Raw genomic sequence first — 14,971 nt, forward strand, 5'->3', positions numbered from 1 at the left:
TGTGCCCGCCGCGCCCCCGCGTCCCGTCCCCGACGTCAGCGTCGTCGTCATCGTCCACAACGACGAGCGCAGACTGCCGCGCGCCGTGCGGTCCGTCCTCGGCCAGTCGCTGCGCAACCTCGAAGTGATCGTCGTGGACGACTGCTCCACCGACGGCACCCCCGAGCAGGTCCGCCGGCTGATCGCCGCCGACCAGCGTGTGAGCGGCCTCCGGCTGCCGGTCAACAGCGGCGGCTGCGGGGCGCCGCGCAACGCGGGCATCGCCGCCGCCCGCGCGCCGTACCTGATGTTCCTCGACAGCGACGACGAACTGCCGTACCACGCCTGCAAGTCCCTGCTGCTGACGGCCGAACGCACCGGCGTCGACCTGGTGGTCGGCGAGGTCACCCGGCTCTACGAGGCCACCGGCACCACCGGCCTCTGGTACCCCCGCCTGTTCTCCGAACCCCGCGTCGTGGAGGGCATCGCGTCGGCCCCGGAGTACTTCCTCGACCACCTCTCCACCAACAAGCTCTACCGCGCCGACTTCCTCTCCCGCCACGGGCTGCGCTTTCCCGAGGACATCCACTTCGAGGACCAGTACTTCAGCGCCCGCGCCTACACGCTCGCCGAACGCTTCGCCGTCGTCCCCTGGTCCGTCTACACCTGGCGGCTGGCCGCCGACCCGGCCACCCTGTCCATCTCCTCCAGCCGGCACCGCATCCGGAACGTCGAGGACCGCCTCACCGCCTCCCGCCTCACCGACGCCTTCCTGGAGGAGACGGGCCGCGCGGCGCTCAAGCCGGCCAAGGACGAGGCGTTCCTCCGCCACGCCCTGCGGCTCTACCTGGGCGACCTGCCGTTCCGGGACGGGCCGTGGACCGAGCGGTTCGCGGAGGTGGTGACGCCCTTCCTGGCGGGCGTCGACCCGCGGGCGGTCGAGGCCCTGCCCAGAGAGCAGCGGATCTGCCAGTACCTGCTGAGCGCCGGGCGCCTCGCCGAGGCCGCCGAGTGCGCGCGCACCCTCGACCGGCCCCGGATCGCCCCGCGGCGCGTCGTCCGGCACGAGGGGCGCACCTACTGGGGCGGCACCGCGCCCGCCGACGCCCGGGCCGCCGCCGAGCTCGACATCACCGACTGGCACCTGGAAGCCCAGCCCTTCACCACCGGCCCGCTGCGCCACGAGGTGACCGCCGTCGAACCGCACGGCACACGGCTGCGGATCACCCTGCGCACCTACGATCCGGGCGGGCTGCTCGCCGGGCCCGCCGACGTCACCGCCGAGCTCCGCGTCGCCGCCCGGGCGGCCCCGCTCGCCGTCCCTTTCGGCTACGCCCCCGCGCCCGACGACGCCGGCGTCCGCACCGCGGAGCTCGTCCTCGACCTCGCCCGGGTGCCGCTCGGGCCCAAGGGGTTCACCGGCCGGCGCCATCCCGTGGTGACCCTCGGCCGGCTGGGGCTGCGCCGCACCGACCCCGTCCTCGCCCCCACCGGGCGCCCCGGGCTGCGGGCCCGTGTCGGCGGGCACGACGTGCGGGTCGGCTGCGAGGACGGGGGCGTGGGGCGGCTGGAGATCCGGTGGGAGCGGACCGGGCCGCGGGCCCGCGCCGAATCCCTGGCCCCGCCGCTGGAGCCGGTCCGCGCCCGCTGCGCACGGCTGGCCCGCCGCGCCACCGGACCCGGCGCCAAGGCCCTCGTCTCCCACGAGCTCCACCGGCTCCCCGTCGACGAGCAGCTCGTCGTCTTCGAGGCCCTGGAAGGCCGCGGCTACGCCGACAGCCCCCGCTACATCCACGAGGAACTGCTCCGCCGCGACCTGCCGCTGTACGCCGTCTGGTCGTACACCGGCAGCCGCGCCGACTACCCGAAGGGCGTCCCGCTGGTCCGACGCGGCAGCTGGGAGTACGTGCGGACGCTCGCCCGCGCCCGCTACTGGATCGACTCGCACGGCTTCCCCGCCCACCTCCCCAAGCACCCCGGCACCCGCTACCTCCAGACCTGGCACGGCCAGGCGCTCAAGCACATGGGGTACGACGCCCCCGAGCTGCGGCTCGCGGGCCCCGCCCGGCGGGCGCGGCACCAGGCCATGGTCGACCGCTGGGACGCCCTCATCGCCCCCAGCGAGGAGTTCGAACGGACCTTCGTCCAGGGCAACGCGTACGGGGGCGAGCTGCTGCGCACCGGCCTCCCGCGCAACGACGTCCTCGTCCGGTGGAACGAGCCCGCCCAGCGCGAGCGAGCCGCCGCCGCCCGCGAACGGCTCGAGATCCCCGACGGGAAGAAGGTGCTGCTCTACGCGCCGACGTTCCGCGACGGCGCCCGGGCCAGCGGCGCGTCGATCCGGGTGGACCTGGAGGAGCTGGTGCGCCGGGTGGGCGACGCGTGGACGGTGGTCGTCCGCCCGCACTACTACGAGCGGTTCACGGTCGCCCGGGAGGTGGGGCACGCGGTGCGGGACGGCCGGGAGTTCGCCGACCTCAACGACCTGCTGCTGGCCTCGGACGCGCTGCTCACCGACTACTCGTCCGTGATGTTCGACTACGTCAACCTGGGCCGTCCGGTGCTGCTCTACGCCGACGACTACACGGACTACCGGTCCACCCTGCGTGGCACCTACTACGAGCTGGCGGACATCGCGCCCGGCCCGCTGCTCACCGGGACCGGTGAACTCGCGGCGGCGCTGCGGGACCTGGGGGCGGTGCGGGAGGAGTGGGCCGGGGCGTACGAGCGGTTCCGGGCGCGCTTCAACCCGTACGAGACCGGGCGGGCCGCCAAGGCCGTTGTCGACCTCTTCTTCACCGGAGGCGCGCGATGAACCGGCCTTCCGCGGGCCGCGGTACCGCGGCCTCCCGGCGCAACCTCTTCCTGGTCGGCGTCGACGTCGACTCGATGGGTGGTTCCCAGCGGGTGCTGCACACCCTCGCCCAGGGCTTCGCGGACCGCGGGCACCGGGTGGAGCTGATCGGCATCCGGCCGAGCCCCGAGCCGCACACGTACCACGCGCGGCCGGCGTACCGGCGGGCCACGCTGTACCGCTCCCCGGCCGCGCCCGCCCGGGACTTCCTCAACCCGGCCGAGCGGCTGCGGCCGTCCCGGCTGCGGGCCCGGCGCGCCGCGCGGCGGGACGGCGAGCGGGCGCGGGAGCGGCTCGCCCGGCGGTTCGCGGCGGTGCCGGACGGTTACGTCGTCATCGGGTCGCCGTGGGCGGCGGACTGGCTGCGGACGGTGGAGCGGCGGCACCTGAAGGTCATCGGGCAGTACCACGAGTCCTTCGCGCAGGCCGCGGCGTCCGCCAACCTCCGGTTGATCCTGCGGCACTATCCCGCCCTGGAGAAGGCGGTGTTCCTCAGCGAACCCGACGCCGAGGAGTTCCGCCGCCGGCGTCTGCCCAACGCGGCGGTGGTGCCCAACCCGCTGCCCTTCGCCCCCGGTCCGCCGGCGCCGCTGGACACCCGGTGCGTGGGCGCCGTCGGCCGGCTGGAGCCCGTCAAGCGACTCGACCGCCTCGTCGACGCGTTCGCCGCGGCGTGCGGTGGGCGGCCGGAGTGGGAGCTGCACTTCTTCGGGGACGGGCCGGAGGAGGCGGTGCTCCGCGAACGGGCCGCGCGGCACGGCATCGCGGACCGGGTCCGCTTCCGGGGCACCGTCCGGGACATGGCCGCCGCCTACCGGGAGCTGTCCGTGGTGGCGCTCACCAGCGAGTGCGAGGGGCGGCCCATGGCGTTGGCGGAGGCGTCCGCGTGCGGGGTGCCGTGTGTGAGCTTCGATCTGTCCGGTGGCGTGCGGGAGTTGGTGGACCACGGGCGGACCGGGGTGCTGGTGCCGCGGGGGGACGGGGACGCGTTCGCGGCGGCCCTGGGGGAGTTGGTGCGGGACGCGGCGCTGCGGGAGCGGTATGGGCGGGCCGCGCGGGAGCACGTGGCGCCGCTGGCGCTGCCGGGGGTGCTGGACCGGTGGGAGGAGCTGTTCGAGGAGGTGGACCGGTGAGGGTGGGGTGTGGGCGGAGTGTGGTCGGCCGATTCCGGATGTTCCTGGTGCTACGGGTGTTACGGACGTGGGGTTCTGCGGCGGCGCAGCCTTCGGGCGGCCAGGAGCAGTGCGCACAGCGGTCCTGCGGCGACCCGCAGGGAGAGGGAGCCGTTCGCCGTCGCGTAGGGGCGCACCAGCAGGAGCCCGTGGCGGGCGCTCGGCAGGGCGCGGCGGCCCAGGGCGCCGCCGGCCGCCCGGACGGCGGTGCGGATGACGCCGCCGCGCGCGCAGTGCAGCCGGACGCGCAGGTCCCAGGTGTGCGGCCGGTGGCCGGTCCCCGGCGCGGCCAGGGGGGCCAGGCCGATGCGCAGTTGGGCGGTCCAGTCGGGGCCGTCGGCGGACAGGGAGGCGCGGGCTTCGAACGCCGTTCCGCCGCCGCGCGGCCGGAGTTCGACGTCCACGGTGTGCGGGCGGGCCGCGGCGAGCCGTCCGTACAACTCGTGGACGCGGAGCCGGAGCTCGGCCCGGGGCGGGCCGGTCAGCAGGCGGAGCGTGGCGTCGACGGTCACCGGCAGCCGGCGGGCGGGCGCGGCGCCGGGGCCGACGAGACCGTCGAGGGTGACCACCGGCAGGTCGTCCGCCCAGACGGGAATGGTCCCGGCCCGGGCGTAGGGCGGCAGCAGTCGGGCCGGGCGGGCGGCGAGCTGGGCGAGGCGGTCCAGGTCGCGGGGGTCCGCGGCGGCCAGGACGACGCGGGCGATCCAGCGGGCGGGGGCGCGGGCCGCGGCCAGCTCCGCCTCGGCATAGCCGGTCAGGAATTCGCGGGTGGCGTGCCACCAGGCGTGCCGGTAGCCGTCTCCGCGGGCGGGCAGTTCGCGTACGTACATGCGCAGGTCGTGGTCGAGGAACTTCACCCGGGCGGCGTGCGCGAGTGGGTCCCGGCCGGCCGCCCGGTAGATCTCCACACCGCGCCGGTGGGCGCGCAGCCGGGCGTGCCAGTTGCCGATCCGGTCCCGGTCCAGGGAGATCGACGGACGGGCGGCGCCGCGCCGTACGTGCCAGACGTAGACGGTGTCCGGGACGGTCGCGATCCGGGGGGCGGCGGCGAGGAGCCGGGCGCTGAAGACGAAGTCCTCGTAGGGATAGGGCCCTTCGGGGAACGCGACGCCGTGCTCGGTGAGGAAGCGGCGGTCGTAGAGCTTGTTGACGCAGAGGGTGTCGTGGAGGAGCGCGGGATGGTGCTCGGGGGAGCGGTGCAGGGCGGCGGCGCGGTAGAGGCCGGGCTGCCAGTGGGTGTCGACGCGCTGGGGGAGTTCACGGCGCACGCACAGGCCCGCGGCGACGGGCGCCTCGTGACGGAGGGCGGCGGCCAGGAGCGTCTCGGCGGCGCCCGCGGGGAGGACGTCGTCGCTGTCGAGGAACATCACGTAGGGCGTCCGCGCGGCCCGGACGCCGTCGTTGCGCGGGGTGCCGCAGCCGCCGCTGTTGACGGTGCGGTGGATGACCCTGAGCCGGGGGTGGCGGGCGGCCAGCCGGTCGAGGACGGCGCCTGTGCCGTCCGTCGAGGCGTCGTCGACGGCGATGACCTCCGCGACGGCGGGGCCCTGGGCGAGGGCGGAGCGTACGGCGGTGCCGATGTGGGCGGCGTCGTCGTAGCCGATGACGATCACGCTGACGAGGTCGGTGGGCAGGGTGCCGGGAGCGTGTGGCAGGGCAGGGGTTCCGCTCTCGTTCACTGTCACGAAAGACATTTTTATCGGTTAAGAGGGATGAATCCGGTGATTCTGGGCTCTGGTGTGCCGGGCGTGGGAGCGCGCGGCGGGACCTGGGCCGGGTTGGCGAGTGGGGACGGAAGGGGGCGGCGATGGGGCGGGGGCCACTGCGCGCGGTGCTGACGGGGCGGGATGGTGCGGGCGGTGCGGTCGGTGACCGGGCGGGCGCCTGGGCGGCCATCCGGTCTACGCCGCCCGGGCGGGCGGAGGGCGCCGCCGGACGACGCGCCGCCGGCCGCACCCGGGCCGCGACGGCGGCCGTCCTGCTGCCGGCCGGGGTGATGCTCGTCCTCGGGCTGTGGGGGCTGGACCGGGGGTCCGTGTGGCGCGACGAGGGGGCCACCCTCCAAGTGGCCCGCCGGTCGGTGCCGGAGATCGTCCGGATGCTGCGCGACGTCGACCTCGTGCACGGCCTGTACTACCTGCTGATGCACGCCGTCCTGGCCGTGCACGACGACGAGGTGACGCTGCGGCTGCCCTCCGTCGTCGCGGCGGCCGGGACGGCGGCTCTCGTCGCGGCGATCGGGTGCCGGCTCGCCCGGCCCCGGGTGGGGCTGTGGGCCGGGCTCGCGTACGCGGCCACCCCGTTCGTCGGCCACTACGCCCAGGAGGGGCGCTCGTACGCGCTGGTCGCGGCGGGGGCGGCGCTGGCCGCGTGGCTGCTGGTGCGGGCCGCCGAGCAGGGGTCCGGGCAGGGGGCCTGGCGGCGTTGGGCCGGCTACGGCGCCGCCGTCGCCGTCGCCGCCCTGCTGCACGAGTTCGCGATCCTGCTGCTCGCGGCGCACGGGCTGACCCTGCTCGCCTCCCGGGTGCCCTGGCGGACCTGGCGGGGGTGGCTGTGCGCGGCCCTCGCCGCCTGCGGAGCCCTGGCACCACTCGCGCTCCTGTCCCGGCGGCAGAGCGGGCAGGTCTCCTGGATCCGGACGCCCGGATACACGGAGGCGAAGGGACTTGTCTACGCCTTCGCGGGGCCCACCGGTCTCGTCGCCGGCGTGACGCTGGCCCTGGCCGCGCTCGCCCTGGTGGCGCCGTTGCCGCGGACCGGCCCGCCCGGGGCGCGGCGGCTCCCGCTGAACGCGGTGGCCCTGCCGCTGGCGCTCGTCCCGCCCGCCCTCCTGTACGTCGCGTCGCAGCGCACGCCCGTGTTCCTGGACCGGTATCTGCTGTTCAGCCTGGCGGGCGTCCCACTGCTGGCAGCCGCGGGGCTGGAGCGGCTGCTCGGGATGCTGCCCGGGCGGCGGGCGGTGGCGGCGGCCGGGGCGGTCTTGGTGGCGGCCGGGTTCCTGTGGCAGCTGCCCCAGCAGCAGCGGGAACGGCTGCCGGGCAGCCGGGGGGACGAACCGGCGCGGGTGGCTCGGGCGCTCGGGCGGCAGGCGCGGCCGGGGGACGCGGTGCTGTTCCTGCCGCACCACGAACGGCGGATCGCCCTGTTCTACCCCGAGGAGTTCACCGGCCTGCGGGACCTCACCCTGAAGCGCTCGCCCGCCGCCTCCGGCACGCTCTACGGAGAGGAGGTCGGCGCGGCGGAGCTGCGCCGGCGGCTGGCCGCGCTGCCGGCGGACCGGCCGGTGTGGGTCGTGTCGGACACGACGACCGTCGGCGGCCGCTGGTTCCGGGCCCGGCGGGCGGAGGCCGCCAAGATGAGGGTGCTGGAGGAACTCTGTCGCGAGCTGCCGGAGTCGACGGTGTACGTACGCGGGGGCGCCGTCTCGCGGTACACGTGCGGGCCGGGGATAGGGCGGGGCCCATGACCGGGAAGGGCGGGGTCCATGACCGGGAAGGCGGGGCCCGTGACCGGAAGGGGCGGAAGCCGGCACTCGGCCGGCCCCCGTCGCGTCTCCGCCTGCCGTGACGTCTACTTCACCGCGCCCGCCATCACCCCGCTGACGAACTGCCGTTGGAAGGCGAAGAACACCGCCAGCGGCACGATCATGGAGAGGAAGGCGCCCGAGGCGAGGATGTCCACGTTGTCGCCGAACTGGCGGACCTGCTGCTGGAGCGCCACGGTGATCGGGGGGTTGCCGCTGTCCGCGAAGATCAGCCCGACCAGCATGTCGTTCCACACCCAGAGGAACTGGAAGATCCCCAGGGAGGCGATGGCCGGCCCGCCCAGCGGCAGCACCACCCGGAAGAACAGCCGGAACTCGCCCGCGCCGTCCAACCGGGCCGCCTCCAGGAGCTCCCGGGGGATCTCGGCGAAGAAGTTCCGCAGCAGGAAGATGGCGAACGGCAGCCCGAACGCCGTGTGGAAGAGGACCACGCCCACAGTCGTCTCGAAGATGCCGAGGGTGTTGAAGAGCTTCGCCACCGGGATGAGGGCGACCTGGACGGGCACCACGAGGAGGGCCACGACGGCCATGAACCACCAGTCCCGGCCCGGGAAGTCGAGCCAGGCGAAGGCGTAGCCGGCGAACGCGCCGACGAGGATCACCAGGACCGTCGCCGGCACGGTGATGAAGGTGGTGGTGAGCAGCGAGTGCATCACCTTGTCGTTGTGGAACAGCGTGTCGTAGCTCGACGTCGTCAGCTGCCCCGGGTGGCTGAAGACCTTCCACCACCCGGAGGCGGCGATGTCCGACCGGTCCCGGAGCGAGGAGAGGAGCAGCCCGACCGTCGGCATCAGCCAGAACAGCCCGACGGCGACGAGGAAGAACCGGGTGACGCCGCCGCCGAGGCGGGAGGCCAGCCGGGCGGGCAGGGATCGCCGGCGCCGCACGGCACCGACGGAGGGCGCGGGTGCGCCGGTGAGGGGGTCCGCAGTGGTCATCGCCGCCGCTCCTTACGCATGCGCCGGATGTTCACGATCACCACCGGCAGCACCAGCAGCAGCAGGAGCACGGCGATGGCGCTGCCCAGGCCCTGGTTGACCGCCGTGCCGAAGGACGACTGGTAGAGCTGGAGTGCCAGCACGTTGGCGTCCGGGAGGCTGGAGCCGGGGGCGATGATGTACACGAGGTCGAAGATCTTCAGGACGTTGATCACCAGCGTGATGACGACGACCCCGAGCACAGGCGCCAGCAGCGGCACGGTGACGCGGCGGAACACCTGCCACTCGTTGGCGCCGTCCACCCGCGCGGCCTCCAGGAGTTCGCGGGGCACGCCCGCCAGGCCCGCCGCGATCAGCACCATCGCGAAGCCGGCCCACATCCAGATGTACGCGCCGATGATCGAGGGGGTGACCAGCGTCGGGCCGAGCCATTCGGCGCCGCGGTAGCGCTCGGCGAAGTTGCCGGCGGGCAGCCGCAGCCGGGCGCCGTCGGCCTTCGCCGGGAGCGTGAACGTCCCGTCGGCGGCGGTCGTGGCGGATGCCACCGTCCGGCCGTCCTTCACGGCCTGCACGGTGATGCCCGACAGCGCCTTCTCGCCCTGGTCGATGCGGCCCGCCGTGCCGCCGCCGCCCCGGACGAAGTCGAGCCAGACGGTGCCCGTCACCTTGCCGGACTCGGGCCGGGCGGGGGCGGCGTCCCGCGCCCCCTTGGCGTCCTCCGGCTTCACCGCCACCAGCGGTACCGCCGCCGGACTGCCCTGCCTCAGCACCGTCTTGGAGGTGAACGAGCCGTCGGAGGCGGCGGCGAGGTCGCCGTTGGGGCGGGGCCGCGCGCCCGGGTAGGGGGCGGGGTCCGAGAAGGTGTCGTGGATGCCGACCCACACGGCGTTGGCGACGCCCCGGTCCGGGTCCTGCTCGTACACCAGGCGGAAGATGATGCCCGCCGCGAGCATGGAGATCGCCATCGGCATGAAGACGATCATCTTGAACGCCGTTCCCCAGCGCACCCGTTCGGTCAGCACGGCGAAGATCAGGCCGAGGACGGTGGCGATGCTGGGGGCGACGACGACCCAGATGACGTTGTTCTTCAGGGCGGTGCGGATCCGGTCGTCGGAGAAGACCTCGTGGTAGTTGTCCAGCCCGACGAAGCCGTCGCCCGAGGCGTCGAAGAGGCTGCGGTGGACGGACCAGCCGATCGGATAGACGACCAGCGCGCCCAGCAGGGCCAGCGCGGGCAGCAGGAACACCGCGGCCACCCAGGGGCGGGTGCCCAGGACGGTCCGTCGTCCCCGCGGCTTGCGCGCCGGCGGCACGGTGCCGGGGCCCGGTGGGACCCCCGTCGTGACGGAGCTCATGGAACCGGGCCCGTCAGTTCTTGAACGCCTTGGCCGCGTCGGCCTCCAGCCGCTGCTGGACGCCCGCCACGTCCGCCGGGTTCCGCAGGAAGTCCTGGAGGGCCTTCCACTCGCCCTGGCCCGGCTTGCCGCCGAAGGCCGCGGGCGCCTGGTCCGACATGTCGAACCGGAACGCGTCGCCGGCCTCGACCAGCGCCTTGGCGATCTTCCGCTGGGTGTCGTCCGGGTAGGCGGCGAGATCCAGGTTCTTGTTGCCCGAGATGAAGCCGCCCTGGTGGGCCCAGACCTGCGCCGCGTCGGGCGAGGCCAGGAACGTCAGCAGCGCCTGCGCGGCCTGGTTGTCCTTGAGCGCCACGCCCACGTCACCGCCGGTCACCACCGGCGCCCGGTCGCCGACCTTGGGGAACGGGAAGACCTTGGCGTCCGTGCCGATCTTCGCCTTGGCGGCGGTGATGTTGGCCGCGGCGAAGTCGCCCTCGTAGACCAGTGCGGCCTTCGCCTTCTCGCCGCCGCTGAACGTCTGGGTGACGGAGGTGGGGAACTGCGTCTGGAGCGCCCCGTTGTTGCCGCCCGCGAGCAGCTCCTTCTTGCCGAGCAACTGGGCCAGCGTGGTGAGGGCGTCCTTGACGGACGGGTCCGTCCACTTGATCTTGTGCGCGGCCAGTTGGTCGTACTTCTCGGGGCCTGCCTGGGAGAGGTAGACGTTCTCGAACCAGTCGGTGAGCGTCCAGCCGTCCGCGCCGCCGACGGACACCGGGGAGACGCCGTAGTCGGCGATCGACTGGGCCGTCTTCAGCAGCTCCGGCCAGGTCGCCGGCTCCTTGACGCCCGCGGCGTCGAAGACCTTGGTGTTGTACCAGACCAGCGACTTGTTGCTGGCCTTGAAGTAGACGCCGTAGGTCTTGCCCTGGTGGGAGCCGAGGTCCACCCAGCCCTTGGCGAAGTTCTTCTTCAACTCGGCCGCGGCCTCGGCGGAGAGCGGTTTCAGCCAGCCCTTCTCCGCGAACTCGCGCAGCGCTCCCGGCTGTTGCAGGAGCGCGACGTCCGGCGGGTCGCCGCCCGCGACCTTCGAGCCGACGAACGCCGACATGTCGTCACCGCTGGGCACGTACGACACCGAGGCGCCGGTGCGCTTGGCGAACTCGTCCAGGACCTTGGTGAAGTTGGCCTGCTCGGCGCCGGTCCAGACGGCGGTCACCTTGATCTTCTGTCCGTCGAGCTTGGGGAGCCGGACGGTGTTCGGTATGACGTCCGAGGAACCGGACGCGGAGGCGTTCGGCTTCCCCTCGTCCTTCTTGCCGTCGTCGTCACCGTCCCCGCCGCAGGCCGTCGCCGACAGGGCCAGGGCGCCCGAGGCCAGTACCGCCAGCGCGCCGCGCGCCACGCGGCTCCTCCACAGCGTTGTACGCATTGCCGTCCCTTCCGTGCCCGGTCGCAGCGGACGGCCGCCCCGTACGTCGTCCCCCGTACGACCGCACTCCCGTGCGACAGTCCTACGCCGCACCGGAGATGCCCGCAATAGCGGCTCCGGTGTCAACTCGCCGATCGATACCGGGATGTGATGTCGCGCGGGCGACGGCCGGAAACGGCCGGGGAGGAGCGGGAGCGATGGGGTGGGAAGGCCCGGGAGGTGCCGTTGGCGCCGTTTCGGCCGGGGTGCCGGGGTGGGATCGCCGGGGACGGGGACGGGCGCCGGTGGTCCGGCGCGGCGCCGCCTCGGCACCGCGCCGGATCAAGGGCGGGTCACAGCAGGGGCGGCGCCGGCCGGGCGCCCGCCGACTGGGCGGCCCGCTGCAGGGCGCTGGCGAGCAGGGCCAGGTCGGTCGGGCCGTTGCCGAGCTCGCGCACCGGTCTCCGGGTCGGCGGGTCGCCCATGCGCTGCCAGTCCAGCGGGACCACGGTCGGGCGGAGCGTCGCCGTCCGGGGGATGCGGCCGGTGACCCGGCCCGCCTGGAACGGGGTCGCGGCCTCGTCGTCGGGACGGCGCAGCCGGCCCCGGCCGGGGGCCGGTCCGCCGTCGCCCTGGGCCCCCGCCTCGGCCGGGGCGATCTCCAGCGCGACGCGCAGCGCGGCCCGCTCGGCGGCCTCCGTGGCGTCCGTGCGGTCCGGGCGGCCGGAGGCGGCGACCAGGTGCACGCCGAGCCGGTCCCCGTCCCGGGCGACGGCATCCAGCGCCCGGACCACCGAACCGGCGGCCGGCCTGCCGGTGCTGCCGAGGGCCGGCGCGACCAGGGCGTCGTAGTCGTCGACCAGGACGACGAGCCGCGGCAGCGCGGTCTCCGCCGTCCGCGCGGCGGCCGCGTCCTCGCCGCCCCGCGCCGGGCGCAGCCGCAGGGTGCCGGTGGGGGGCGTGTCGATGTCGCCGGACGACGGGTCGGCGGACCGCCGGGGAGCCACCACCTGGGCCGGCGGCGTGGCGTGCCGCTCGTGCCAGGCGGTGAAGTCGAGCGTGCCCAGCAGCTCGGCGCGGCGCTTCAGCTCCGAGCCGAGGGCCTGCGCGAACTCCCGCATCCGGACCGGGTCGGAGGCGGCCAGGTACGTGGACACGTGCGGCAGGTCCGTACACACCCGCAGGCCCTCGCCGCGCTCGGCCGCCGCGCCGTCCACCAGGACGAGGGAGAGCCGGTCGGGCCGGTCCGCCGCGGCGAGCGAGGCGGCCAGCGACCGCAGCAGCTCCGTCTTGCCGCTGCCCGGACCGCCCTCGACCAGCAGGTGCGGGCCGTCGGCGGTCAGGTCGACGGCGAGCGGACCGTGCGGGCCCGCGCCGAGCACGGCGACGGCCCGGCCGCCGGGACGGCTGCCCGGGTCGGTGGCCTCGGCCCAGCGGGCGGTCAGCGAGGCGGGAGTGGCACGGGCCAGACCGAGCTCGTCCAGCAGCCGCGCGGTCCGGGGCAGGGCGGCGACGCGCGCCGAACGGCCCGTCGGATCCGCGTCGGCCACCCGCAGGGGCGCGAGCGCCCGTGCGAACCGCTCCGCCCAGGCGCCGGACACGGCGTCCACGGCGGCCACGACCGAACCGCCGGGCGGCGGCGTCGCGGGGACGGCCCCGCCGCCCGGCGCGGCCCGCTCGATGACCTGGGCTCGCTCGATGACCTGGGCCCGTTCGATGACCTGGACCACCGTGGCCACGTCGCCGCCGAGCAGCGCGACCGCGCCGCAGTGCGGGAACGCGGGGGAGCCGGCGGCGGCGGTCTCCAGCGCGGCGGAGACCGGGGAGCTGGCGGTGGTCGACGGGGCCTCCGCGAGGCAGATCAGGTGGATGCCCGCGGCGGCACCGCGGGCGGCCAGCCGGGCGACGGTCTCCCGGAGCGCGGACGTGCCCGGATCGCCGTCCACGATCACCACCGTGTACGGCCCGGGGTGGCGGTCGGCCGCGGCCGCGACCTCCTCCGGGGGCGCGGTCGGCCAGCCGGGGCCGAGCGGACCGTCGTCCAGTCGACGCACCAGCTCGGCGGTGCGCGCCGCGGCCTGCTCCCGGTCGTAGGCGACCAGCAGCCGGCAGTCCTGGCCGTGCGCCGGGCGGAGGTGCGGGAGCCAGCCCAGCCAGGCCCACTCCGCCTGCCGCCGGTCCGCGGGGCGGGCCGGGTCGGCGGCGATCAGGACGTACTCCAGCACCGTCGGCGAGTGCAGGGCCGCGAGGTGGGCGAGGGCGGCCCGGGCCAGGCCGGCGAGCCGCGCCCGCGGCCCGGCCAGCCCGAGCGAACCGGCCTGCCGGAGGCCGACGGTGACGGGGACGGCGGGCAGCAGGGTGCGGCTCGCCGTGTCGGGGCCCGCGGTGTGGCGGTCGGCGGTGCCCAGCCGGACGGTCAGCAGGTCCGCGTGGTCCGGGCCGCGTTCCCACAGGCGTGGGCCGGGGCCGAGCGCCGTGAGCAGCACGGCGGCCGGGTCCGGCCAGCGCTCGCGCAGGCCCGCGGCGGTCGCGGCGGCGCTCCGGGCGCTTGCCTGGACGGTGCCTGCGCCGGTGCCTGCGGTCGTGCTGGGGGCCGGTGTTGGGGTCTGGCCCGCGTCGGCGCTGGTGTCCGCGTCGGCGGTCTGCGGTCGGCGGTCGCCGCGCCCGCCGGTGAGGCGGCGCGCCCAGGCCGCTATGCCGCGGTTGCGGGGGCGCTTGCCCGGCGCCGGGTCCGGTGTCGGCGCGGGCGCCTGGGGCGTGGTGTGGCTTCCGTCCACGACATCCGTGCCCTCGGGCTCGGCGGGGATCCGTGCGGTGACGCCGGGCGCGTGCGCCGCGAGCGCGTCGGTCCGGCGTCGGCCGTCACGTTCGCCTGTGGCGCCTGTGGCGCCTGTCGCGTCGGAGGGCTCGGCCACCTGGGACCGGAGGTGTGCGGCTCCCCGGTGATCCGTCGTCGGCGCGGCCGGGGCGTGCTCGCGGCCGGCTTCCCGGCCGGTGCCCGAGGCCGGGCCGCCGGTGGCCCAGGAGGGGCGGCCGGCCTCCGGCGTTCCGTCCGGCCCGGAGACGGGCGCGGTGTCCCGGTGCTCTCTGCGGGGCTGTTGGGGGACGTGGGGTGTCGTACGGCTGGAGTGGACGGGCAGGCCGGTGGTGGTGCGGGCTGCGTCGGTCGTCGACGTCTTCGAGGTCGTCGAGGTCGTCGAGGCTGCGGGGGAAGTGAAGCGGGCGGTGCCGGTGCCCGTCGTGCCACGCCGGTCCCCGGAGTCTCCGGTGGGGTCCGAAGAGCCGCGGGCCGGCTGCCCCGCCGTGCCGTGCTCCCACCGCGCCTCGGCGTCGCTCCCGGCCCTCGCCTGCCCGGGGATGCTCGGCCCGGAGGCCGCGCGCCGGGCGGCGTCGAGCGCCTCCGCACCCTCCGACCGGGCGTCGCCGTCGAACGCGCCGCCTTCCGCCCGGAATCCGCGTGCGTGCGTGCTCCGTTCGGAGCCGGCGGTCTCGGTGGCGTGGGATGCGGTGGTGCCCGTTCCGGGGACGGGGGTTGCGCGTCCGGCGGGTACTGCCGGGGACGCTCCGGTGGTCCGTGGATTCGCGTTCGCCGTGGCGCCCGTTGCGTGGGTGCCACGGTCGGTGGGCACCGTCGAGGACGTTCCGGGGGCCCCTGGACCGGCGTTCGACATGGTGGAGGGCGCGCCGCCTTCCGCCCGGAACCCGCGCGGGTGCGTGCCCCGTTCGGAACCGGTTGTCC

8 protein-coding genes are annotated in these 14,971 nt (G+C 75.6%); 3 read left to right on the forward strand and 5 right to left on the reverse strand.

The features are described from left to right. Position 1 precedes the first annotated feature (1 nt). Complete coding sequence (locus JNW98_RS36685; protein WP_223770230.1) at positions 2-2,794, forward strand: bifunctional glycosyltransferase/CDP-glycerol:glycerophosphate glycerophosphotransferase; 2,793 nt, start codon at positions 2-4, stop codon at positions 2,792-2,794. Further along, positions 2,791-3,966: a glycosyltransferase gene (locus JNW98_RS23325; RefSeq protein ID WP_223770231.1), complete on the forward strand. Its 1,176-nt coding sequence runs from the start codon at positions 2,791-2,793 to the stop codon at positions 3,964-3,966. The genes JNW98_RS36685 and JNW98_RS23325 overlap by 4 nt, the downstream gene beginning before the upstream one ends. A gap of 59 nt (positions 3,967-4,025) precedes the next feature. Here the strand turns inward: JNW98_RS23325 and JNW98_RS23330 are convergent, their stop codons facing one another. After that, complete coding sequence (locus JNW98_RS23330) at positions 4,026-5,684, reverse strand: glycosyltransferase family 2 protein (protein WP_223770237.1); 1,659 nt, start codon at positions 5,682-5,684, stop codon at positions 4,026-4,028. A gap of 128 nt (positions 5,685-5,812) precedes the next feature. On the opposite strand from JNW98_RS23330, the gene JNW98_RS23335 reads away from it, so the two are divergent. Continuing rightward, positions 5,813-7,471, forward strand: a complete 1,659-nt coding sequence (locus JNW98_RS23335) for a glycosyltransferase family 39 protein (protein ID WP_223770232.1) — start codon at positions 5,813-5,815, stop codon at positions 7,469-7,471. Between the two features lie 104 nt (positions 7,472-7,575). On the opposite strand, the gene JNW98_RS23340 is transcribed toward JNW98_RS23335, so the two are convergent. The 4 genes from JNW98_RS23340 to JNW98_RS23355 all read right to left on the reverse strand — a co-directional run bounded on the left by JNW98_RS23340 (position 7,576) and on the right by JNW98_RS23355 (position 14,861). Then, entirely contained in the window at positions 7,576-8,487 is a 912-nt protein-coding gene (locus tag JNW98_RS23340) for a carbohydrate ABC transporter permease (protein ID WP_223770233.1), read from the reverse strand. After that, positions 8,484-9,842 (reverse strand): carbohydrate ABC transporter permease, encoded by a 1,359-nt coding sequence (locus JNW98_RS23345; RefSeq protein ID WP_223770234.1) that lies wholly within the window; start codon positions 9,840-9,842, stop codon positions 8,484-8,486. The genes JNW98_RS23340 and JNW98_RS23345 overlap by 4 nt, the downstream gene beginning before the upstream one ends. Before the next feature lie 13 nt (positions 9,843-9,855). Continuing rightward, positions 9,856-11,253, reverse strand: a complete 1,398-nt coding sequence (locus JNW98_RS23350; protein WP_223770235.1) for an ABC transporter substrate-binding protein — start codon at positions 11,251-11,253, stop codon at positions 9,856-9,858. Between the two features lie 332 nt (positions 11,254-11,585). Beyond that, positions 11,586-14,861 (reverse strand): FtsK/SpoIIIE domain-containing protein, encoded by a 3,276-nt coding sequence (locus JNW98_RS23355; RefSeq protein WP_372459308.1) that lies wholly within the window; start codon positions 14,859-14,861, stop codon positions 11,586-11,588. Between the last annotated feature and the right edge of the window lie 110 nt (positions 14,862-14,971).

The sequence above is a fragment of the Streptomyces huiliensis genome (genome assembly GCF_020037025.1).
In the GTDB taxonomy this organism is placed as follows: Bacteria; Actinomycetota; Actinomycetes; order Streptomycetales; family Streptomycetaceae; genus Streptomyces; species Streptomyces huiliensis.

Coding starts and splice junctions, on each gene's coding strand:
- JNW98_RS23325 (WP_223770231.1), top strand. CDS start 2,791: ATGAACCGGCCTTCCGCGGGCCGCGGTACCGCGGCCTCCCGGCGCAAC.
- JNW98_RS23335 (WP_223770232.1), top strand. CDS start 5,813: ATGGGGCGGGGGCCACTGCGCGCGGTGCTGACGGGGCGGGATGGTGCG.
- JNW98_RS23340 (WP_223770233.1), bottom strand. CDS start 8,487: ATGACCACTGCGGACCCCCTCACCGGCGCACCCGCGCCCTCCGTCGGT.
- JNW98_RS23345 (WP_223770234.1), bottom strand. CDS start 9,842: ATGAGCTCCGTCACGACGGGGGTCCCACCGGGCCCCGGCACCGTGCCG.
- JNW98_RS23350 (WP_223770235.1), bottom strand. CDS start 11,253: ATGCGTACAACGCTGTGGAGGAGCCGCGTGGCGCGCGGCGCGCTGGCG.